Annotated in this window: 19 protein-coding genes and 1 pseudogene; 5 read left to right on the top strand and 15 right to left on the bottom strand. The window is 49.0% G+C overall.

Going from position 1 to position 22,384, the window contains the following annotated elements; translation table 11 throughout:
- The 3 genes from OXH39_07290 to OXH39_07280 all read right to left on the bottom strand — a co-directional run.
- Nucleotides 1–451 (bottom strand): hypothetical protein (locus tag OXH39_07290; GenBank protein ID MCY3550248.1); only part of this gene is annotated, 451 nt, incomplete at its 3' end.
- Nucleotides 452–487: 36 nt separating this feature from the next.
- Complete coding sequence (locus OXH39_07285; GenBank protein MCY3550247.1) at nucleotides 488–673, bottom strand: hypothetical protein; 186 nt, start codon at nucleotides 671–673, stop codon at nucleotides 488–490.
- A gap of 633 nt (nucleotides 674–1,306) precedes the next feature.
- Nucleotides 1,307–2,146: an amidohydrolase family protein gene (locus tag OXH39_07280; GenBank protein MCY3550246.1), complete on the bottom strand. Its 840-nt coding sequence runs from the start codon at nucleotides 2,144–2,146 to the stop codon at nucleotides 1,307–1,309.
- Between the two features lie 270 nt (nucleotides 2,147–2,416).
- On the opposite strand from OXH39_07280, the gene OXH39_07275 reads away from it, so the two are divergent.
- A complete protein-coding gene (locus tag OXH39_07275) occupies nucleotides 2,417–3,112 on the top strand; it encodes a zinc metallopeptidase (GenBank protein ID MCY3550245.1) in 696 nt (231 codons plus the stop codon).
- 57 nt (nucleotides 3,113–3,169) lie between these two features.
- Here OXH39_07275 and OXH39_07270 read toward each other — a convergent pair whose 3' ends face one another.
- The 3 genes from OXH39_07270 to OXH39_07260 are packed head-to-tail and all read right to left on the bottom strand — an operon-like array spanning nucleotide 3,170 to nucleotide 4,850.
- Complete coding sequence (locus OXH39_07270) at nucleotides 3,170–3,598, bottom strand: VOC family protein (GenBank protein ID MCY3550244.1); 429 nt, start codon at nucleotides 3,596–3,598, stop codon at nucleotides 3,170–3,172.
- Between the two features lie 44 nt (nucleotides 3,599–3,642).
- Nucleotides 3,643–4,434: a phytanoyl-CoA dioxygenase family protein gene (locus OXH39_07265; GenBank protein MCY3550243.1), complete on the bottom strand. Its 792-nt coding sequence runs from the start codon at nucleotides 4,432–4,434 to the stop codon at nucleotides 3,643–3,645.
- 17 nt (nucleotides 4,435–4,451) lie between these two features.
- Nucleotides 4,452–4,850, bottom strand: coding sequence for an SCP2 sterol-binding domain-containing protein (locus OXH39_07260; protein MCY3550242.1), 399 nt, complete (start codon nucleotides 4,848–4,850; stop codon nucleotides 4,452–4,454).
- A 355-nt stretch (nucleotides 4,851–5,205) separates the two neighbouring features.
- Between OXH39_07260 and OXH39_07255 the strand changes: the two are divergent.
- Nucleotides 5,206–5,475: pseudogene (locus OXH39_07255) on the top strand (MGMT family protein).
- A 72-nt stretch (nucleotides 5,476–5,547) separates the two neighbouring features.
- Entirely contained in the window at nucleotides 5,548–6,753 is a 1,206-nt protein-coding gene (locus OXH39_07250; GenBank protein MCY3550241.1) for an aminotransferase class I/II-fold pyridoxal phosphate-dependent enzyme, read from the top strand.
- Between the two features lie 47 nt (nucleotides 6,754–6,800).
- Here OXH39_07250 and OXH39_07245 read toward each other — a convergent pair whose 3' ends face one another.
- The 9 genes from OXH39_07245 to OXH39_07205 form a co-directional block, all read right to left on the bottom strand.
- A complete protein-coding gene (locus OXH39_07245; protein ID MCY3550240.1) occupies nucleotides 6,801–8,039 on the bottom strand; it encodes a tetratricopeptide repeat protein in 1,239 nt (412 codons plus the stop codon).
- A gap of 276 nt (nucleotides 8,040–8,315) precedes the next feature.
- The gene (locus tag OXH39_07240) at nucleotides 8,316–10,142 is read right to left on the bottom strand and encodes a DEAD/DEAH box helicase (protein ID MCY3550239.1); all 1,827 of its coding nucleotides are present in this window, start codon (nucleotides 10,140–10,142) and stop codon (nucleotides 8,316–8,318) included.
- A gap of 12 nt (nucleotides 10,143–10,154) precedes the next feature.
- A complete protein-coding gene (locus OXH39_07235) occupies nucleotides 10,155–11,138 on the bottom strand; it encodes a VWA domain-containing protein (protein ID MCY3550238.1) in 984 nt (327 codons plus the stop codon).
- A gap of 17 nt (nucleotides 11,139–11,155) precedes the next feature.
- Nucleotides 11,156–11,485, bottom strand: coding sequence for an XRE family transcriptional regulator (locus OXH39_07230; GenBank protein MCY3550237.1), 330 nt, complete (start codon nucleotides 11,483–11,485; stop codon nucleotides 11,156–11,158).
- Nucleotides 11,478–11,822, bottom strand: coding sequence for a type II toxin-antitoxin system RelE/ParE family toxin (locus OXH39_07225; protein MCY3550236.1), 345 nt, complete (start codon nucleotides 11,820–11,822; stop codon nucleotides 11,478–11,480). Before OXH39_07225 ends, OXH39_07230 begins: the two co-directional genes overlap by 8 nt.
- A gap of 41 nt (nucleotides 11,823–11,863) precedes the next feature.
- The gene (locus tag OXH39_07220) at nucleotides 11,864–12,829 is read right to left on the bottom strand and encodes a DNA cytosine methyltransferase (protein ID MCY3550235.1); all 966 of its coding nucleotides are present in this window, start codon (nucleotides 12,827–12,829) and stop codon (nucleotides 11,864–11,866) included.
- Nucleotides 12,830–12,879: 50 nt separating this feature from the next.
- Nucleotides 12,880–17,004, bottom strand: a complete 4,125-nt coding sequence (locus OXH39_07215) for a YCF48-related protein (protein MCY3550234.1) — start codon at nucleotides 17,002–17,004, stop codon at nucleotides 12,880–12,882.
- A 251-nt stretch (nucleotides 17,005–17,255) separates the two neighbouring features.
- Nucleotides 17,256–18,161, bottom strand: a complete 906-nt coding sequence (locus tag OXH39_07210; protein MCY3550233.1) for a hypothetical protein — start codon at nucleotides 18,159–18,161, stop codon at nucleotides 17,256–17,258.
- Between the two features lie 168 nt (nucleotides 18,162–18,329).
- Nucleotides 18,330–18,947, bottom strand: a complete 618-nt coding sequence (locus tag OXH39_07205) for a YceI family protein (GenBank protein MCY3550232.1) — start codon at nucleotides 18,945–18,947, stop codon at nucleotides 18,330–18,332.
- Between the two features lie 366 nt (nucleotides 18,948–19,313).
- On the opposite strand from OXH39_07205, the gene OXH39_07200 reads away from it, so the two are divergent.
- Nucleotides 19,314–20,741, top strand: coding sequence for a hypothetical protein (locus OXH39_07200; GenBank protein ID MCY3550231.1), 1,428 nt, complete (start codon nucleotides 19,314–19,316; stop codon nucleotides 20,739–20,741).
- Between the two features lie 192 nt (nucleotides 20,742–20,933).
- The gene (locus tag OXH39_07195; protein MCY3550230.1) at nucleotides 20,934–22,382 is read left to right on the top strand and encodes a sulfatase-like hydrolase/transferase; all 1,449 of its coding nucleotides are present in this window, start codon (nucleotides 20,934–20,936) and stop codon (nucleotides 22,380–22,382) included.
- The last annotated feature ends 2 nt before the right edge of the window (nucleotides 22,383–22,384 follow it).

Below are 22,384 nucleotides of genomic sequence, written 5' to 3'. Positions count from 1 at the left end.
TCAGCGGTTCTCCAAGTTTTAGTAAAATAGGCATGCCATTTTCATCAAATTTGGGAACACCGGGTTCGGACATTATGTAGGTATAGCCTTTAGGAGGCGGATCAACCCCCATTTGCTGATAATACCTCTGAATTGCTTCCGCTTTATCTTCTTCGGTCGGTTGCCGAGCAGTTGCCTCAATTCCATTTTGTGTTCCTGCGGATTCGTGAGGTCCCACAGTGGGGGATTCTGGCGAAGGGGGCGGTTCTGCAAGCCAAGAGTCATCTTGGTCGAAGCGTCCACCTTGCGATGTTTCTGCGATAGGTGCTTTCGCCTTCCGGGTCTCTACCTCAGTCGTTTTGTAAATGATAATCGGTGGTTTCGGTGAACGTGTCTGCAGGTAGTAAAGCCCGACACCGACAATCATCACTATAAACACCGACATAGGGAGCCAGTATTTTCGTAAAAACATTGTTTTTCTCTCCTTTCGGTTGTTCACCGCGCGTGTTTATCTCCTGTCCGCGTCGGGACAAGTGATCGGTTGGCACGGTGAGGGTTGTATTCGAGGGTGACAGATTTCGGGGGTCGGACGACACGGTTCATGCGCGGCATGTGTAAGGTGCAGCGCGACGCTGAGTGTCGCCACGACGAAGAAAAGCGCGATGGGGACCCACCGCAAGAGGCGTGTTTTCATGTTAGGCACTCCTTTTTTAGGGGCTGGTCCCTATAAATAACACACAACGGAAACCATTATTATGTTAGAATAGAAACCAGCGTTGTCATACTTAGGCTATGGCAGTGCTACGCGTGGCAGGTGCTCGTAACACCTGCTGCGCACCCCGAAAACGGGGAGCTGCCCCTGACGCGATTCACACAGTAGTAGCAAATATGCTTCAGCATGAAATCAGCATCATAATAATTATACCATAAAATGCAAAAATTGTCAAATTTTTTTAATAGGACTTTTAAATAGGACTTACTATAACCGTTACCGCGCGATTGGCGAAACACTTTCCAAATCCTGCCCAATTTTGCCACTTTTTCAGGGGTCCCTTATGAAGTTTGCGGAAGTAAATCAGTCCTGCAGTGAACCCCAACGCTTTTCTGAGTGCTTTTTTGAGATATAGCAGTCTAAAGTTGCGTTTCACTGTGTCTTTGAGTGTATCTGAGAGGTTTTGGTGTTTGGTATGTTTCTGAGTCAGAGTCCCGTTTCTCAGTTTCGTTCAACCCGGGATCCGCATGGCGATTAGGGTGTGGTGCCTACATGCTAAAATGAGAGTTATGGTGCGGTTGGGAAACCGCACCTACCGTGTTGGAGCGTGCCACTCTATATCGAATAAAATTCCGAGGCATTTTGATAAAAGAGTCTGTTCTTCTCAGCATCCGAAGCGTCCTCAACAGCCCATGAGAGTGCCGCGACCCACTCCTGATATGTCGCCGCTAAGGTACACACGGGCCAATCACTCCCGAACATGACCCGATCGTAACTGAATACCTCTATTAGATGCTGGATATACGGCTTCAGTTCCTCACGTGTCCAGTTCTCACTCGCTGTTGTCACAATCCCTGATATCTTGCAATGGACGTTCTCAAAGGCAGCGAGCTCACGGACATGCGTTGCCCACGGCTCAAATTGCCCGCCTTTTATGTCGGGTCCTCCGCAGTGATTGAGCGCATGCCGCACATCCGGTGTTGATTTGACGAGTCCGATCGCCGCGGGAAGCTGCGCATGGTTCGCACAGAGTTCAAAAGAGAGGTCAAACTTCTTCAACAGTTTCACGCCATTAATCAGTTCAGAACTCGCGTAGAACTGCGGATCCGGATGATGCCACGCCATCCGACGGACCCCGACGACAAGTCCGAACCCTGTAAGCTGCTCAAGAATAGCCTCGGCGTTCGGTTTTTCAAGCGGTGCCGCCGCTGCGATTGCACCTATCATGCCGTCTTCTTCTGATATCTGTGTTAACCACTCAACCTCTTTGACGACATCCGTTTCAGCGGGATCCCCTTCAACGTGGACCGATCTGAGAACGTTAAGGTCTCCAATCGCCTCACGATAATCTTCCGCTGTATATTGTTTTCCCAATAGGTCAAATCCTTCTAACCAGGGGTATTCCAAATTAGAAGTATCCCAGAGGTGTTGGTGGGTATCAATTATTTTAAGCATCCTTCTCTCCTCACCTGAAAATGATTTGAATTTCGTGGAGATATCCTGTATAATTTCTTAACCTAATAGATAAAAATTGTTTTAGCAATAAAAATACATGGGGTTTACGCAAGTCGAGCAAAAATCGGACATTTAGACGCAAAAAGCGGTGATTTTCGTTCTTTAAACCCCCCTAAATCCTCAACCCCCTTTCTCCCCCTTATCAGGGGGGTAGGGGACTTTAAGAGGGAATGCGTAAGTCCTAAATACATTAACTCGGAGGTGTCAATCATGTTTTTCGGTTTTTTTGATCCGCTCTACTTCGTATTTCTCGCACCTGGATTTGCCCTGTCCCTCTACGCGACGTTTCGCACGAAATCGACGTTCTCGAAATATTCAAAAGTCGGGTCACGTAGCGGACTGACGGGGGCACAAGCCGCCGATCTGATGCTCAGAAGGCACGGTGTTAGCGGTGTACGGATTGAACGTTCAAGTGGATGGTTAAGTGACCACTATGATCCAAGCAAAAAGGCACTCAGGTTGTCTGATGATGTTTATTCAAGTCAATCGCTCTCCGCAATAGGGGTCGCCTGCCATGAAGCGGGCCATGCGATGCAGGACGCACACGGCTATGCCATGCTAAACCTGCGTACCGCCCTCGTCCCTGCGACGAATTTTAGTTCGATGTTTTCGTATATCCTGATAATGGTAGGCATCTTTATTCAACCCTTCCTCCTACTCGGTGTAGGACTGTTTGCAGTAGGCGTTGTTTTTTCCTTGATAACGCTTCCGGTTGAATGGGATGCAAGTAAACGTGCTAAAGTCGCGATGGATGAAGCCGGGATGCTCTCACCGGAAGAGAATCGCCATGCCAGCAAGGTGCTTAACGCTGCGTTTTTGACGTATCTCGCTGCAGCGGTAACGGCTCTGCTCACGCTGCTCTACTATCTGTTCCGGTTGGGGCTATTGGGCGGTGGCGATGAGTAAATATGTCGGTGGCGCGGCACAGAACCGCGCCTACTGATGTCGCTGCGAATGACCGACTCAATTCTTGCTGTCAATGTCCACACCGGGCCACTGATCGTCCTGCTCGGTGATGTCAACGACGATGCCATCCGGGTCTTCCACCTTGAAAGCGACTGAGGGCAGTTCGTCCGAATTTGGATCGTAAGGTCTACTACCGTCTAAGCCTTCCCAGGTGATTTCAAAGCCGAGGTTCTCACACCGTTGTGCCGCTTCTCGTAAGTTTGGCACACGAACACCGATGTGGAGGTAGTCTAACATTCCGCCGACATGCTCCGGACGGTCAGGACCACGGTGCTGAAATACACGGAAGTTGTGATAACCGTCGGTGAGATCATAGCAGCCGTTCATGGTCGAGAAAACATGCAATCCAAGGGCGTCGCGCCAGAAACGGATGCTTTTTTCTAAATCGGTCGTGCGAACGCCGATGTGTACAAGTGTTGTTGACATGGGAGATTTCCTTTTGTTGCGGCACACGGGGTATGCCTACTATTTTAGATCCAGACGGTTGCCTCTCGGTTTTCTGCCCGGTGCTCATAGAGCAATTTGACATCGTCCGGTAAATTATCAAATGTCTCTCCGGGAATTGTAGCGGTATTGACACCAAAGAGTTCTAAATTCAGCCACCAGGGTGCGTATCTGACAACGACCGCAGTCCGTTTGCCATCGCTCGGATTTTCTGCGTTGGAATGCCAAATCCGGCTGTCCATAATGAGTACACTGCCTGCGCTTCCAATGGCTTGCATTTCCCCATCAATTGGGTTTCGGTCTCCAATGTTATCTTCTTTGCCTCTGGGATTTCGGAGATCTACATGACTCTTGGGAACAATCCAGGTGCCGCCGTTTTCTGTCGTAAACTCCGAAAGCATCCAGAGGGTGGTAATGCCGATGACAGCGGTCGGAAACGGTTGTGTGATGTGCCACTTTTGGTTCAGATCGTAGGGGAAATCGGAGTGATATGCGCGCACCAATTCGTAGTGCGGGGGACGGATCTTATACTCGGTTTGTGAAATACGCACTTGCGGTCCCAGCAGCTGCTGGATCGTAGCGAGGAGTCGTTCATTTGCGAGATGCGCGGCGAATTTCGGCATGAAACTGATAACGTTGCGCTCCCAGGCACCGTGCTCTTTTCTGAATTCATTGTACTCTGCTTCTGAAGTTTCGACCTCTTCACAAACCTCGTTGACCGCATCGGCGGGAATGGCGTTCTCTAAGACGCACCAGCCTTCTTCCCGCAACTGTGTAACGTAAGGTTCGACCGTTTCTAATAGATTGTCGGTTTCCATTGAAGCCTCCTTGAATGTTAGGAATCGGGACCTGTTTCTCGCTTGCGGTTGTAACGGACCGCCGTTTTGATGAGCGGGGCGAGTCGCATTACCTTGCCGAGGGAACCAACGATGCCGATCTCGCGTGTTGTTATCGCCCCCATAACGTTGAGTTCACCTGTCCAGAATTTGTAGGCGATATCGCCTGTCATCGTCAGTTCAACGTCAGGGGTAGTGTTGTCACAGGTACCGCGGGCGATAGAATATTCGCCATCTGCTGCCGTTAGAGTCATCTCGCAATCGGGCGCGCTGTAGTTGAATTGAACGTTCAGCGTCAACGATTTCAGTGCTTCTTTCGCTTCCGGTAGCGTGGCGATTTCTTCAAATAGTTCACTGATGTAACTATAGAGTTGATCGGATGTTTCAAATATAGCCATGGTTTGCGATATAGCATACCGTATAATCAATTGAAGGTCAAATTAAAAAATGAAGATGAATCCATTGAAACCGTTTCTTAAGGGAGTTCCAATTGACATGCAATCTCACGAAAGCACACACGATGACTTTGCTTCCCGGACTATCACCTACAATTCTCCCATGGGCTGTATCGGAATAGTCGCTGCCGATCAGAGTAGTATTTCACATCTTTTTTTTGCGGATAATTTTCCGTTCAATGAACCGCCGCACTTTCAAATGGAGTATCCCGTGCTAAATCGGGTACAAGAACTGCTTGAGCGGTATTTTGCAGGTGAGCCGCTTGATGTTTCCGAGATTCCGCTCCGAGTAGATTGGGGAACGCCCTTCCAGAAGAAGGTCTGGGATGCCATCCAGCGAATCCCTTATGGAGAGGTGTCCAGTTACAAATGGATTGCGGAACAGATAGGGAAACCAAAGGCGGTTCGGGCTGTTGGGAGCGCGGTTGGGGCAAACCCCGTCTCTATTCTCAGACCGTGCCATCGTGTTGTTAGAAGCAATGGGGCATTAGGGGGCTACGGTGGCGGTTTAGAACGGAAACACCGGTTATTAGCACTTGAAGGTTACCCCGTTGAGGATTTGAAGTAAGTCCGCAGCATCGGGGCATCGCGAATATTAAAAACGCTCCAGAGAAATACCGATAGGAGTTTTGAGGCGAACATGACATCTCAGAGAAATTTAGGTAAGAATACCCAAGCGATTCATGCAGGCGAAGCACGAACGTCCACAACCGAAAAAAGTGGGATCCCGCTGCTGCCGCCTATCTATCAGAACAGTACGTTCCGTTTTACAACGGCTGCCGAATGCGCCGAAGCCTTCCGAGACGAAGAGAGCGGCTATGTCTATACCCGTTGGGGTAATCCGACCCAAGAGGTATTGGAAAAGAAGCTTGCCGTGCTTGAGGCAGGCGAGGCTGCACTCGCAACTGCGTCGGGGATGGGAGCCGTTAGTACTGCCTTGCTCACTGCTTTAGCTGAGGGTGGGCACGTCGTCGCGATGGAAAATCTCTATTCCGCTACGTTCCAAATCCTCAATGAGGAACTCCCGCGATTCGGAATTGAGACGACGTTCGTTGATGCCACGGACACCACACAAATTGAACGTGCGATCAGAGATGATACGAAGGTGCTCTACCTTGAAAGCCCGACGAATCCGCTCCTGAAACTGATAGACTTGCGGGCAGCTGCCGAAATTGCAAAGGCACACGGATTAACCTCAATTATTGACAATACCTTCGCGACACCGTGCGGTCAACAACCAATTGCGCTCGGCATTGATGTCGTTGTTCATAGTATGACGAAATATTTGAGTGGGACCGGTGCGGTCATCGCTGGCGCGATTATCGGAGAGAAGGAATTCGTTACGCGTGCTAAGGAGGGGGCGTTGCGTAATTTCGGTGCGGTCATCAGTCCGTTCAATGCATGGCTAACGCTGCATGGACTCACCACACTGCCGCTGCGGTTCGCGAGACACTGTGAAAACGCATCGCGCCTCGCAGCCTTTCTTGAAGCGCATCCCGCGGTCGCGTGGGTTCGCTATCCGGGTCTACCGAGCCATCCGCAACATGAACTCGCCGAACACCAGATGGAAGCGTTCGGCGGTATGATAACGCTGGAACTGAAGGGCGGACGTACTGTAGGTGAACACCTCGTTGATCGCCTCCAGCTCTGTTCGCTCGCTGTCAGTTTGGGAGATGTGCGGACCCTCATCTGCCATCCTGCCTCAACAACGCATTCACACGTTCCGGCAGAAATCCGTCAGCAGATCGGCGTTACAGATGGCTTAGTCAGAATCTCTGTGGGGTTAGAGGATGCCGACGATATTATCGCTGACCTTGAACAGGCGTTACAACCCCACACCTCTTAGATTTTGAACTGCCACAGGAAACTAACAGCCTATGCTACATTTAGTTGTTATAGTCCCATACCTCTTAGGTTTTGAATGTAATTCTCGTTGATATTGTTTGACTGATGGGTAGCCTCTTTATGCGGTTCTGGGAATTCTGTGATCAGTTTCTGATACGCCCCTACCGCGAGATCCGTATCGCCACTGTCCTCATGGATTTTGCCAACCGAATATTGTGCTGCCCGTCGAGTGTCATAATCGTAGGTGCTATTATCCGCAACCTTCTGGTATGCGTCAACTGCACTCGCCATATCGTTATTGGCATAGGCAATTTGCCCAATATAGACTTGCGAGTTCGCTGCGTTTTCGTTGCGCGGATATAGATCGATACCTTCCTCAAGTCTGGCGATGGCTTCATCATACTTGCCGAGTCTTTCATACGCCCATCCCATGTAGAAGTAGGCATCCTGTCCGACTTTGGTGTCTGGGTAGAGATCCATAACTTTCTGATACTCATCGATTGCTTCCTGAAATTTCCCCTCCGCGAAATAAGCCTGCGCGATGCCAAAATTTGCTAATGGCGAGAGGTCTGGATCTCCCGAATCAACGACGTTTGTGAATTCCACGCGTGCGTTTTCATACTCTTGCTTTTTGAGGTAAATTTCGCCCGTAACGTATAGAATCTGATAAAGCAACGGACTATCGCTGAATGGCTCTCTGAGCGTATCAAACTGTGTAAGTGCGTAGTTCAATTCACCCTTCCCGTAGTAGCACATTCCTTTGTTAAACTCTGCTTGGTCCGTCAATTGACTACCGGGATATGTCGCGGTTAATTGATTGTAAAGTGCAAGGGCGCGGTCATAATAGGCATCTATGGATTCAAGCGTATTCGTCTTTTTCAGCTGCTCTGCGATCTGATAAGAGGCGAAGGCGATGGCGTACATTGAATCATCCGCCCACTCACTGTCTGGATAATTGCTGATGAGTCGACGAAAGAGCGCGAAAGCCTCTTCATCAGTGCGTGGGATGCGTGAGGCGAGTTGGTAGAGCGCATCGTCTGCCCATAAACTTTCGGGGTATTTGTCGAAAACTTTACGGTATGCGGCTCGGACTTTGCGTAAACGACTTTTTTCGGGTTCATCAAGCGTTATCGGTGGGTTGTCAATTGCTTGTGCTGCCGCCCATGCCTTGTCGGCGTTGTCATAATAACTTTCGTAACTCGTGTCGTTACCTGTAATGCGCCCTAACCAAAATCCAACAATGAGGGCAACTACAACGCAAATTTCCGCGATTATGAACTTCTTCATCTTTTCTCTCCTTGGCAAGTATTAATTCTAAATATGCTAACAGGGTTTCCAAAATATGTCAAGTGCTCATGTGGGAACGACTCCTGATCGCGACCTTGTTTTGAAAACATAGCAAATTTCGTGCCTATCTAAATAATCCCCAACCCATCGGATTTCCGCAAAATATCCAAAAAGTACTGCACGAGATAGGGCATACCTTATGCGCAATTGCACGAAATGGGGCAGGTTTGACGAATTGTTTGTGTGAATAGGTATAACGAAACCCAGCAATCCAAACTAATCTGACGAAACTTTCTTATATCCTTTCGGCAACGGTTTTTCTGAGGCGAGGGCGGATTTCAGGGGACGGACGTGTCGGCAGCTGCCGCGGTGCGTGAAGCCTGGACAATCGCACGTTACATCGACACCGACAACCTCCAGTGTGTAAAATTTGCCCTTCTGTGATGAACTCTCAGCGTGATAGACTGCTCGCTCAGGACCGGTGAGAACTTGCGCTAAGGTGCGGATGGCTTCTTCGGAATATGGACGCAGCTGCGCACAGGTCGCTTCTCGGAGGTGGGACGCGTTCTCTTCAAGGTATGCATCCCCTGCTTTCTGAAGCACATCATGCACTTCGGATTCTTTCAGTTCACTGGTTTGGACAGACAAAGCATTCATCATCCGCTTGAGTTCGCTGAGGACATCCAGTTGGAGAGCAGCCTCGCCATCCGGTATCAAAATTGATCCCTCAACGATCGAATCCATCAATGCTGCTTTTGTTTCTAATACTGTCTTGACAAACGAATCAACAGTTCCAGTCGCAATCATATAGGTGACATTGACGGTTCCTGTCTGACCGATGCGATAAGCGCGATCTTCTGCCTGCCAGTGGTTAGCAGGCACCCAATCTAAGTCGTTAAAGACGATCTGTCGCGCTGCAGTGAGATTTACACCAACGCCTGCTATGTGCATGTTGGCTATAAAAAGTTTGATATCGTCATCGTTTTGAAAGCGATCAACCCTGTTCTGTCTCTCATGTACAGGAACTTCGCCGGACACATAAACCGCTCGGTCCTTGAAGTGCGTTTGGAAACGCTGCATCGTATTGAGGAAGGATGTAAAAATAATTACCTTTTCACCTTGTTCCAGGGCATTCTCCACAAATTTGATGGTGTGACGACATTTGACAAATGCAATTGCTCGGCGCACTTGGGTTATTCTACCCATTCCAGTTCCTAAATCCGAAGTGTCTATTGAGTTATCTAATTCTTCGCGGTGTTTTGATGATAGACCAAAGGATTCTGGGCTTCCATCAATCGCTTCAGGTGTGTCAAATTTTGATATGAATTCTTGGACTAATCGATTAAAGTGCTGGATTGCATAAGGGTGGAGTTCAACGTCCATCCATGTCCGGACCTTAGGCGGAAGGTCTAACACTTCATCTTTTGTGCGGCGCAGCATGACACCGTGCAGTTGCACAGTCAATTCCTCGAGATTGCTTGCGCCATCTGCCACCAGTCCGAAATCTCCTTGATACGCCTCACAATAACGCTTCGCAAAACTGAGGAAACTCTTTCCGAGAGGATGGTCCAAAATCTGCAACAGCGGAAAAAGGTCGCGGGGCCGGCTTGTCATTGGGGTACCAGTTAACGCATGGACTACAGGGTCCCGTTTGATCTGCTTAACCAGTTTTGATGCGTTTTGACTCCGCTGACTCTGATAATTTTTTAGGTAGTGTGCTTCGTCAAAAACAACACCTTTCCAGTCAAACGCAAGTAGTTTGTCAAGATTTTTACCGAGGATTTCATAGTTGACAATAATCCAACCGCGGTAATCTATAGGTGGGAGCGGCGTGGGACCAACGATGGCAGGTTCGGCATCTGGGAAAACGATTTCGATTTCACGCGCCCAGTTGCGTTTGATAGAGGCAGGACAGATCACGAGGTAAGGACCTTCGGCTTCTGCTTCAACCATCGCGAGGACGGATTGTCGGGTCTTACCGAGTCCCATATCATCAGCAAGGAGCGCACGGCGACGACCGAGCAGAAAGGCGATACCTTCTATTTGGTGTGGATAGAGACCTTCGGCTATCTCTTCTGCACGCGTGAGACTGGATTGCTGCATGCAGTTTTCCCCTTATCTAATTCTTGCTCTATCAACGAGCCACAGGTCCCCCGCACTCACAGTAGCGAGACGTTTCAACATCACGGCACCGGGGAAATTCGGTGCCATCCCGGTTCCCATAGCAAAGATACGTCCGTTGCCTGCAGCGTGTTCGCCAACACGTGTGAGATCCGGTCCCTCAATTGACGTTGGGATACCATCACTAAAGAGGACAACGATGGTAGGTGAGGTTTTGGAGGTTTCCGTCAACGCCGTTAGCATATCGTGGTCGGTCCCGTCTGTATGGATTTGGGACTGGATGTCGGCGAGATAGTTTGACGATGAAGCAACTGTCTGCTCTGTTACGGGAACAAAGTCTTCTTGATAGACGATGAGTTCCGCACTGAACGCCACAATGTTGAAACTATCGTGCGGTTCGAGAAAGGTGAGTGAGTCGCGCATAAGATCTATAATCCGCTTAAGTTTGCGCGCGGGAAGATTTTGCATGCTGGTGGACAGATCAATACAGTAGACGATACGTTGGGGCCCTTCTTGTGCTTCAATGAACTTCACTAACCGACTCTTGGGACGCGTTTCGGTTTTCTTCTCTTTTCTGAAAGGACGGTCAATGACTTTTCGTTGGACCTGTGGAATGTCATCGAATTCAACATTTGTCGTCGTGGGTCCAACGGGTTCACCGAGATCGTCGGTGTCGAAGGGTTGGAAAGGAGCAGGTTCCGCTGCCGAGACAACACCGCGCGTGCTGGCAGGTTGGTTGCTCGTGAGGATTTTCAGTCGCGGTTGACTGACATCGCGGGTTCTTTTCTGCGTGGCTTGGACACGTTTCCGTCGTGGTATACGTCTGACCTTCGGTTTTTCTTCCCTGATGAACATGGCGTTGATACTGGCGGCATCTCGCTGTGGGTTCGTACCGAACCAATAGAAAAGTCCGAGCACGCCAATACCGACGTGTAGTAGGACTGAAATGAGAAAGGCTTTACTGGATTTTGATTTCATTGTATTAATATCTCTGATTACGGAGCAGCTGATGCCCTTAGTTCCTCTTCTTTTTCTGATGTTGGTTCCTGTTCCTCTACATAGCACTTCAACCGATCCCGGAAATGGGAAAGGCGTTCTATGCTGAAATCATCAAAGTCACCGTTTTTGAGTTTCAAGATGTCCTGCTCTTCAACCGCCAGAAGTTTCGCCGCCTTCACGCGTCTGAGCCGAGATTTTTTAAGAAGTGTAAATATCTCAAAAGTCAACTTTGTTCGAGATAACAAAACCTCGGCCTCTGCTTCAGAAAAGCCAATATCCTTAAACACGTTTCCACTACTTTTCTCGAATTTCAGGTCATTACACATGGGCTGCCTCCATTTCTTTTGCCTGCTTTAAGCGATGCTTAATAAGGTCTATTTCTCTTTTTGGGGTTTTTATGCCTCGAGTTGCTTTCTTTTGGAAAACATGCAGCACATAAATCTGCCTCCCAAGATTTACGACATAAACTGCTCGGTAAGTATCACGGGACTGTCGAGCAACAATCTCCATCACTCCTGTTCCAATGCCTCGCATCGGTTTGGCAGTCGGGTGCTTTTCTCCAAACTGAGCGTATGTCAGAGCTTCACCGATTGTTTTTCTTGCACCCTTAGGTAATCGTCGCAGCTTCTCACGGGAATCACCGACCCATGTAACCTCTTTCATAAGCACTTTTCAAAAGTCTTACTCCTCATAGAATAGATGATTTATGCTGCATCTTTAAAGAGAAGCAATTGTTCCTCAAGTTGTATCATCGGTTTACGTTGTTCTAATGCCTGCAACATTTTCTCCGCAATGGCATGGACGACAGGGATAGCAACACTATTTCCAGTCTGTTTTCTGACCTGCATCATATTCCCTACAATTTTGAAGTCTTCGGGAAATCCTTGTAGGCGTAGCAGTTCTCTATCGGAAAGACGCCGAACGCCGTTCACCAAAAGATAGTTGTAAGAGGCACCAGCTCTCAACGCACACGAAAAGGGCAAGACCGAAATGTTACCTCCTTTGTTTTCATGCCAAACGGATGGGAAAAAGGGTATGCCTTTACACTTTTCACGTCGCGATTTTTGGATGCGCTCCGATGCGAACAGGTTTGGGTCAATGTCTTTGTCAGACTCCAGTATCTCTGAGAGAGGTTTGTACATACCGATAGGCTTCGGGAAATCAAACGCTATCGGTTCGCGAAACCCTACAATAAAAATCCGTTCCCGTTTTTGCGGTAATCCGAAGTCAAGGGCATTCAATACCTTGTGATAGGCGGTATAGCCCAATCGCGACAATTGTTCTTGTATAACTGCAAAGGTTTGTCCCTTGTCATGGGTGAGCAGCTGCTTGACATTTTCAAGGAGAAACGCGCTCGGCTGCTTCTGTTTCAAAATCCGAGCGATGTCAAAAAACAGTGTACCACGCGTATCTTCAAAGCCCTGCTTGTCTCCAATAATACTAAAGGGTTGGCACGGAAAACCTGCCAATAAAATGTCGTGGTCGGGGATATCAGTTTCCTTAATCTTAGTGATGTCGCCAGCGGGCGTTTCTCCAAAATTGTAAGTGTAGGTCTGTTGGGCGTATTTATCCCATTCAGAACTAAATACACATGTTCCGCCTAACTTTTCATAAGGAATGCGAATTCCACCGATTCCAGCAAAGAGGTCAATGAAGTTAAATTTGCTCATTATACATGAAGTATAGCATATTTATTGTGATTTGTCAAGTTTCGCTAATTTTACCGCATTGACATTCGCACTGGCGTTTCCAATTTCCGACGCAGCACAACACCCCACTGCCCGACAACCCACAGGGCTTTTCCGTCTTTGGAACGGGTAATAACGTAAAGGTTGTTGTCGATATCGGTGTGTTCCTGTTCCCAAGTTTCGCCGCCATCAGTGGAGCGAACAATTGTTCCCTCTTCACCGACCGCGTAGACCTCTTGTTCGGAGATTGCGACGATGCCGTGAAGTTCCTTGGGGACACCGGTCAATGTAGGTTCCCATGTAAAACCACCGTCGATTGTCCGCAGGACGATGCCTGCCTCGCCAGCTGCCCATCCCTTCCGCTTGGTGATAAACGAAACCGAGTTAAGATCATAGTTTGTCTTGGTCTCGTGCATCCGCCAATACTCACCGCCGTTGATAGTCCGTTGCGTGACACCACTTTGTCCGACTGCCCAACCGAGGGGCGCGAATTTCATATCTATACTCGTAAGTCTGTCGTTCGCAGTGGTGCGCTGAGGTGTCCATGTGGGACCGCCGTCTTTGTTATGGATGATGTCTCCGAATTGTCCGACTGCCCAGCCTTCAGAAAACTTGCCGAAGGCAACGTCGTTCAGCGAGAATGTCCCCGGTGCATCGCCTTCCATGAACGGCGGACGTTCCGGCGTGTCCCCGGCTGTCCAAGTGCTACCGTCTGTAGTATAGAGGACAGTTCCGTCGCGTTGCATTGCCCACCCCCATTTTTCGGGTTCGAGGCTGGCGAAGTGGACACCGATGAGGCGTTGCCGCGTTTGGCTTGCGAGTGTCTCCCACGTCTGTCCACCATCTTGGGTTTCCAATAGGACACCACCGTCACCGCCTATCCAACCGTTTTTATCATCATAGAAGAGCACCTCTCGGAAGTCATTGCGTTGCTGTTCACCGAGTTGCCGTTCCCAAGTCTCTCCGCCATCCGCCGTGTGATAGATGCTGCCACCACTCCCAACAGCCCACGCGTGTTCTGCGTCTAAGAAGTACACACTGGCGATCCGGCGTGCCCCGCGTCTACGGCGGCCTTGAGGTTCTGGCGGTGGTGGCGGTCGTTGCTGTCTTGGTGCCGGTGCCGTCCGTTCAGCGTTAGGTGGAAGTTCACCCTCTGGCGCGAAACGTCCGGAACGTTGAAACTGTTCTCGAAGCCGATTTTGAATTTCCTCCGGTGTTTCGTCGTATGCTAACGTTGGTCCCTCCGCGCCCTCTTCTCCCTCCTCGTCTGCTTCTTCCGATTCTAATTCAGATTCTTCGAGCATCTCCGGGTCAGTTTCTCGCATGGCAAACATGTTGGCGAACATGTTATCGTCATCATCTCCCGTAGCGACAGAGACTGACTTCCAAGTCAACCCCTGATCCTCGGTAATATACACACCACCGCCGCCGAGTCCCCAGGCGTTGGTATGAGAACGGAAGGTGATGCGCTGTAAACCGCGTGTGCTTTGTGCCGTGGTTTGCAATTTCCATGTTTCGCCGCCATCTTCAGTCAATAAGGAATTGCCGTTGCCGAGAACCACCCAGCCGCGGTTTTCGTCAGCAAAATGGACGGCAATCCCGGGTTGATTGGTTTTCGCCTGAATCTTCCAGTAATCGCCACCGTCAACGGTGTGGAGGATGAACCCACCATCTCGACGTTGAGGGGTTACTGCCCATCCCTTCTGACTATTGACAAAGTGGAGATCGGTGATGTTCGCTGTTGTTGTTCCAGTTTTCTGAACTTTCCACGTCTTACCGCTATTGGTTGTGTGTAAGGTTTGCCCGATCCTTGCCCCGAGCCATCCCTCTTGTGCATTTAGGAAGTGCATTGTGCTGACGCGTGGCAGGTTCTGTTTGGTTGCTTGAAGAATAGGCTGCCAAGTTTCACCGCCGTTTTCAGTCTGAAGTAGGACACCAGAACCAAGGACTCGTCCATGTTTCTCGTCAGAAAATTCTACTTGGCGCAAGTCTTCATCAACCCCACTGTGTTGTGGCAGCCATGTTTTGCCACCATCTGTGGTATGCGCGATTACGCCGCCTGAACCGACTGCCCATCCGTTTTGTGCATCCACGAAATGCGTATCCGAGAAGTTGGTCCGCCATGTTGCCTGACGGATAATATCCCAATGATAGGCGACAGGTTCAACAGGGGTCTCCGCTTCAGCTGTGACAATTGTCGGTTCTTCAGCGACAGGCGGTAATTTCGCTGGCAATTCTGCCTCTTCGACGGAGTAACGCATCGCAATTCCGCCCTTGCCAACAGCGACGACACCGTCGGGAGAGAGTGCCAATCCATAAAGGTCATTGTCAGTGCCGCTCTCCTGCATTTCCCATTTTTTCCCGCCATTGACAGTGGTAAGCATCACACCGTCATCACCGACAATTAATCCGTGCTGTGTGTCGGCAAAATAGAGTTTATTCAAATTCGCTTGTGTGCCGCTCCGCTGGAAATTCCACTTTTTTCCACCGTTTTTGGTATATAAAATCTCGCCAAACTGCCCAACGATCCATCCGGTGTTTTCATCTGCGAAGTAGACAGCGTAGAGTTCATTGAAGGTGCCAGTGGTCTGTTGGTTCCATGTCAAACCGCCATCTTCTGTCGCGAGGCAAACGCCGGGCCATCCGATCGCCCACCCTTTCTTTTCATCGAGGAAAAATACACCCTTTAGCATGAGCGAGAGGAAATCACCGGTTGCGGTTTGTGGGAGCCATGTTGTGCCACCGTCAATCGTATGTAGAATGCTGCCGAGATCCCCGACGATCCAGCCGACTTCAGGACTAACAAAGTGAACAGCACGGAGTGTAAAGGAGGAAGGTCCGCGCTGACGTTCCCAATTCGCGCCTCCATCATTGGTATGGACGATCAACCCGCGATCACCAACTGCCCAGCCGTGTTTGTCTGTCGCGAAATAGATGTTCCAGATGCCGTCCCAAATATCTGTGTCAATTTCGTTCCATGTTTGTCCACCATCGTTACTCATTGCCATTGTGCCCCGCCTGCCGACAGCGATTGCGCGATTGGCATCGGTGAACTGAACGTTTTGCAAATCATTCGCGGTAACGCCGCTGGTCATCTTCCATGTCGCACCGGCATCTGTTGTGTGTAAAATTGTGCCATACCATCCGACTGCCCACGCCTCTGTGGGTGTCGTAAATTGGATACCCGTCAAATTGTTCTCGGTGCCGCTGTCCATCAATTGCCAATTATCCCCACCGTCTTGGGTACGGGTGATAAAACCGACATCCGCCACGGCAATCCCGTAGTTTTCATCTGTGAAATGGATATTATTGATGGTATCTCGGACATGTCCATTAATCAGAGGAATACGGCTATCTTGACGCTGCCAGTTGATACCGCTGTTCATTGTGTGGAAAATAGAGCCGTCACTGCCGACAATCCAACCTTCATTCTCGTTGACAAAAAAGACTTTTTTATTGTCGTTAATCATCCGATCGCGTTCACCTGCAAAGCGATTGCTCTGCTCTCGCCACGATTCACCACCGCTCTGGGTATGGAAAATCCTATCGTGTGTGCCGACAACCCATCCTTTTGACTTGTTAACAAACCAGACCCCGTTGAGTGGGAATTCACTAACGTATTCATAACGTTTCCACGTTTTCCCACCGTTCTTGGTATAGAGAACATCCGAATCTTCGCCAACAATCCAGCCCTCTTTTGAATTTGCAAAAAAGACATCAACGAGCATCGCGGAGGTGCCGCTCTTTTGCAGTGTCCAGTGTCTACCGCCATCGTCGGTTGCTGCGACTAATCCTTCATCGCCGACTGCCCATCCGTAATTCGTGTTGGTAAAGTAAACCGCTTTGAAGTCTAAGGAGGCATCGGGCAGACGAAATCCTGGGCTTGTTGTATCAACTTCTTGCTGCTTCCACGTCTTTCCACCGTCTGCTGTGTGGATAATTAGAGCTTGATCTCCAACAATCCAGCCCTGTTTGTGATTGACAAAGTGGAGATCTGTGAAGTGTGTCTCCCAATCCGCTTTCCGGGTTGCCTCCATCTTGACGCAGCCGCTAATAAAAAGGAACGGGATGCCAAGCAGGAACGCTATGACAAGACTTTTTACAACGAGTTTTGGCGTACGAGGGACACCAAAATCCAGATTACGTAGCAAACTCATTTTTTCCTCCGATTGTTTGTCCTCTTTTTCTAAAAGCCGTTAAATCCTTGCGAATCGCTTTCCCGCGAGATGTTCTATACGACTGTTCAGCAAATTCTGTGCCATTCTGGAAGTCTCTCACAATAAAGGTTATTGGTAAAAAATCGCACAAAATGGGGCATACCCTGCCCGAAGTTGCACAAAATGGGGCAATTTTGATAAGTAAGCACCTTAGATATTTAGACAACACTTCCGGTCATTATGTTCGTATTTTAATACGCGCTGTTTTCACCGAAAAGACCGGAACGTGCGACAGCAATACCAATTGCGATAACAACTGGCAACGCTATGGCTGCTATCTGAACAATTTTAGAGTGCCGCTCGCCAAGTCTCTGAATCGCCTCTATTTGTCCAATCGGTGCTAAGAACAGTGAGATTGCTAACAGAAGGGCAATCACCGCTGGCACTTCCGCGAAAAAATAACCGTTCATCCAGATACCAACAAGGAGAAGTGTTATGACTGCCGATGCGCTGGGCGAAAAGGTAAACGGCTTGTCGTTGCGATGTAAAATAAGCGCAATGATCCAACTCGTGGCGAAAAGTGCTACTAAGATCCCAGCGTGTTGTGCCAACCGCAGACTTCCTAAAAGTGCCAAAACCAAGGCTGTTCCGCCGGAGAGCCCGAAATAGACGAACGGACCGGACGCACCAGACGGTAGCGCGATAAAACTCTGTTGCACGAGATACCAAAAGATAAAAATCGCGGCGGCGATGCACACCCACCAGATAATTCCTTCAGTTTGTCCCCACGTATACTTGAATGTTGAAGTTAGGAGGAGGCGTGGTATAATAAAGGCGAGAGCCACCTGTGCTATCAAACGTCGCCACAAAGCAAAATGCCAAAAACCGGCAACGATCACCCCGATAATAGCGAGATAGAAAAGCCAATGTACCCCCAACTTGGGCGGAAATGCGGGCAACCCTTCCAAACCAAGATAGCCAACTATATAGCCGATGCCGAGTGCAGCGGCGATAAGCCAACCCGAAAATCCACTGTGTTCTTTTTCGTTTCCAATTGTGTCTTCTTTGGAAGAAAGAGACCTCGCGAAGAGAAGAATCCCACCACCGACGATAGCTGGCAGGAGTAAACCAAAAAAAAGTTGTTTGATTGTCAACATCGCTGATCTCCTTCCACGTGTTTTATAGGGATGGCACGCTTTCATGAGATTTCAGAATTTAATTCGGTAATTTCTGAACGTGCGATAAATCGCACTACTACGAACCAATCTGTTTGTAGTATTGAAACTTCATTTAAGCGCGCCAACAGCAAATCGGAACGGATATGTCTATTCGTGTTTTGCTTCAATAGTGACAGTAAGACGGATATCGTCACTGACGGCTCCCGCGCCGTAGGTCATTCCGAATTCGCTCCGCTTAATTGTAAAGATGCTCTCAAATCCAATCAGAGATTCACCTTGTCTTCCTTTGCCTTTTCCCGTGATTTCAACGTCTACTGTAATGGATTTCTTAACGCCGAGCAGCTCAATATCTCCTGTGATCTCTAACATATTTTCTTCCCCTTCCTTCATACTAACTTTTGTGCTTTTGAAGGTAATGACGGGAAACTGCTTTGCGCTAAAAAAGTCGGGGCTTCTGAGGTGTTGATCGCGTTTTTCGTTAGCAGTATCAACGCTTGCTGTTTTTACCTCAAATTCTATCGTGCTTTTGGATATATCGGTCTCATCTATTGAGAGTTTACCGCTGAATTCATTAAACCTGCCGTAGTTGTAGGTAATTCCCATGTGTTTTGCTCGGAAAAGTATCATTGAATGCGCTGTGTCAATTTCATACGCATCCGCTGCCTCTACCACTTGTACAGTTCCAATAGAACCGATGACAAGCAGTGCTGAAACAAAAATTCCAATATGGGAAAACCACAAATTTCGTCCTAAGTCCATTTTCATTGAAGAAATATCTCCTTATCAGAATGGTTAAATTTTTATAGTAAAGTATGTTGCCTTTATTGGGCAAGAGAAGTATACCCTATTTTTCAAGACGTGTCAACGGAAAATAGCGTGTTTGTGGTAAAGTCTGTGATTGTTGAACATCATAAATCAGGTGGGATTTCAGAACACACTGCTTAATAGCGATATTTATCTTTTATTTTTCAAGTTTCCTAATAAATACCTTGCTCTGACGCAATTTTCTTGAATTCTACTGTGAAATTATAGTATAATTACTCAAAGATATGTGTCAACTGGGACATTTTTGGCGTAACTTACGACAACCACAGAAAAATGGTATCATGAGAGGGAGGGTTTTCAAGAAAAATGAAAATATCGCTATCAAGGTTTATGATTCATTTTGGGGTGTATCTGTTCTGTCTTGCCGCGTGGATCCCGTTTGTAGCGGCAGACAATCACGGCGGAGGCGCAGTAGTCAGTTACCACTCACAGATTGTCCCGATTCTCAAACGGAGTTGTCAAGGATGCCATCATCCTGGCGATCCGAACGGCGATCTGATTGTAACAACCTACGCTGATCTGACGCGGGGCGGAATGGCAGGCGAGGCAATCACTCCTGGGAAACCGGATGACAGTCTCCTCATTCAACTCATCTCTGGGGATGAACCGGCGATGCCCCAGAACATGGAACCGCTCTCAGCCGAAGAGGTCGAAATGTTTCGGCGTTGGATCCTTGAAGGTGCAAACGACGACACTCCCGCCGAAGTCGATGATATGGGGGAGGGGAACTATCCTGTCTACACCGTGCCTCCGGTGGTTACAGCAGTGGCGTACTCACCCGATGGCAGTACGCTTGCGGTATCAGGTGTCAACGAAGTTTTATTGTATGACACAGTAAATTTTGAACTCAAAGCGCGATTGGTCGGTAAAGCGCGTCGAATAGAATCACTGACGTACACGGCAGACGGCAAAGTCTTAGGCATCGCAGGTGGCTCCCCCGCGCAATTCGGCGAGGTACAATTCTGGGATACCGAAACGAACACGCTCATCAAGGCGATACGTGCCAGTTATGATACCGTGTACGGACTCTCCTTCTCGCCAGACGCAAGTCGCGTGGCTTTCGGATGCTCAGATCAAACGGTACGTGTATTGTCCGTTGAGGATGAGAAAGAACTGATTAAATTCGACAACCACAGCGATTGGGTTTTCGGCACAATTTTTTCTGTTGATGGTTCGCACTTTGTGAGTTGTGGACGCGATACTGCTCTCAAATTGGTTGAGGTAGATACAGGTTCTTTCGTTGACGACATCAACTCCAGCAACAAGGGCTACGGCGAGATCAACACGATCGCACGACATCCGAGTAAAGACCAAGTTTTGAGTGCCGGTGAAGACCGGATTCCAAGACTTTACAAAATCTTCCGCGAAATACGAAGAGATGTTGGTAACACGGACTTTAACCTCATTCAAGCGTACGAAGCACAGTCGGGTACGATTGAAGGTGTCGCGTTTTCAGCGGACGGAAGTCGGTTTGCTACTGGTAGCGCAGGCGGTGAAGCGCGTATCTATAACGTGGAAGATGGAAAGCGTTTAGCAAGTATGCAAGGCGATGCAGTTGGTGTTTTCGCGGTCTCGTTCCATCCTAATGGTACGCAGCTTGCTACAGGCGGCTTTGATGGAAAAATTCGTATATTTGACCCCGCTTCTGGTAAGTTATTGAACGCCTTTATGTCCGTCCCGATTGAGCCAGCGGGAAGTGAGGATGTTGCTTTAGTCGTGACAGGTATGACGTGAGGTGCGTGTGTCGCAAGAGTGCAGGATGCACTTACACAACACCAAAACGTTATCAGTGTCGAGGTTTCTCTGCCGGATCAAGCTGTCATTAAAGTTCGGAAAAATACCACTTCTGCAACTGACCTTGCAGACCTCGTTAAAGAGACCGGGTTTAGCGCGAAGGTTAAATAACGCGCGTGAAGAGGCTAACGTATGGCTGTTAAGGCTCCCAATATCCTCTGGGTTTGCACAGATCAGCAGCGTTACGACACAATCGGTGCATTAGGCAATCCGTATGTGTCCACACCCCACATTGATGACTTAGTCACCGAGGGGGTAGCGTTCACGCACGCCTACTGTCAAAGCCCTATCTGTACGCCGAGTCGAGCGAGTTTTCTTACGGGTATGTATCCGAGCGCGACACACGCAATCCGCAACGGAAATGATTTCTTCCCAGAGGCGTACCCGCTTGTGACACGTACCCTCGCAGATAGCGGCTACGATTGTGGACTGATTGGCAAGCTCCATCTGGCGAGTGCCTACCGCCGAGTGGAGCCGCGCACAGACGATGGCTACCGTTATTGGCAATACAGCCATGCACCACGCGATGATTGGGAAGAAGGACATGACTACGCTGATTGGGTTCGTTCAAAAGGATACATACTTGGCGAACTGAATCGGGATCCAAAAGGTGTGCCAGCCGAGCTGCATCAGACGACGTGGTGTGCGGAAAAGACGGTCGAGTTCATTCGTGAGGAACGAGATTGTCCATGGCTTGCGAGTGTCAATATCTATGATCCGCATCCGCCATTCAATCCGCCACAGACACATCGAGAGCAGTTTGACCCAGCGGAAATGCCATCGCCCCTTTTCCGAGACAGTGATGTAGAACAACAGACCCGATTACAAGCGGTTGATTTTCAATCCAAAGTGTGCACACCGGATGAACTGGATATTCGGAGCCCAATCTTGCCACAAACGCCGCGCCAAGAAGCGGACGCAGCCGGGTTAAGGGATGCCAAGACGCTCAAAGCTGCCTATTACGCGATGATTCAACTGATTGACGAGCAGTTTGGCAGGATCCTTGAAACGCTTGATGAAACAGGCCAACGCGAAAACACCGTTATTATTTTCACCAGTGACCACGGAGAAACGCTTGGCGACCACGGGCTAATCCAGAAGGGCTGCAGATTTTACGAAGGCTTAGTCAGGGTGCCACTGATCTTTTCGTGGCGAGGGCAGTTTGCGAGTGGTCTCAAAAGCGACGCGCTCGTTGAACTTGTTGATAAAACACCTACGCTCTTGGAATTGGCAGGTTTAGCGGTGCCTGAAGGGATGCACGGCAAATCGCTTCTGCCTATCCTCCGAGGTGAAGTAGATGCAAACCATCATCGTGATTTTGTCCGGTGTGAATACTATGACGCTGTTGATCTACCAGACCATTCTTTCGCAACAATGTACCGGAATAAACGTTACAAATTGGTAGTTTATCACGGACATGGAGAAGGTGAACTCTACGACTTAATTGAGGACCCCGACGAGTTTGACAATCTCTGGCATGTTCCGGCGAAACAGGGCATCAAGTTGGAATTGCTGAAACAGAGTTTTGATGCATCTATGTTCGCTATGGATAGAGGACCACGGCGAGTGGGACCGATGTAAAA

Source organism: Candidatus Poribacteria bacterium (genome assembly GCA_026702755.1).
Taxonomy (GTDB): Bacteria; Poribacteria; WGA-4E; order WGA-4E; family WGA-3G; genus WGA-3G.
The sequence above is the reverse complement of the archived record's forward strand: the minus strand, read 5'-3'. Positions and strand labels throughout refer to the sequence as shown.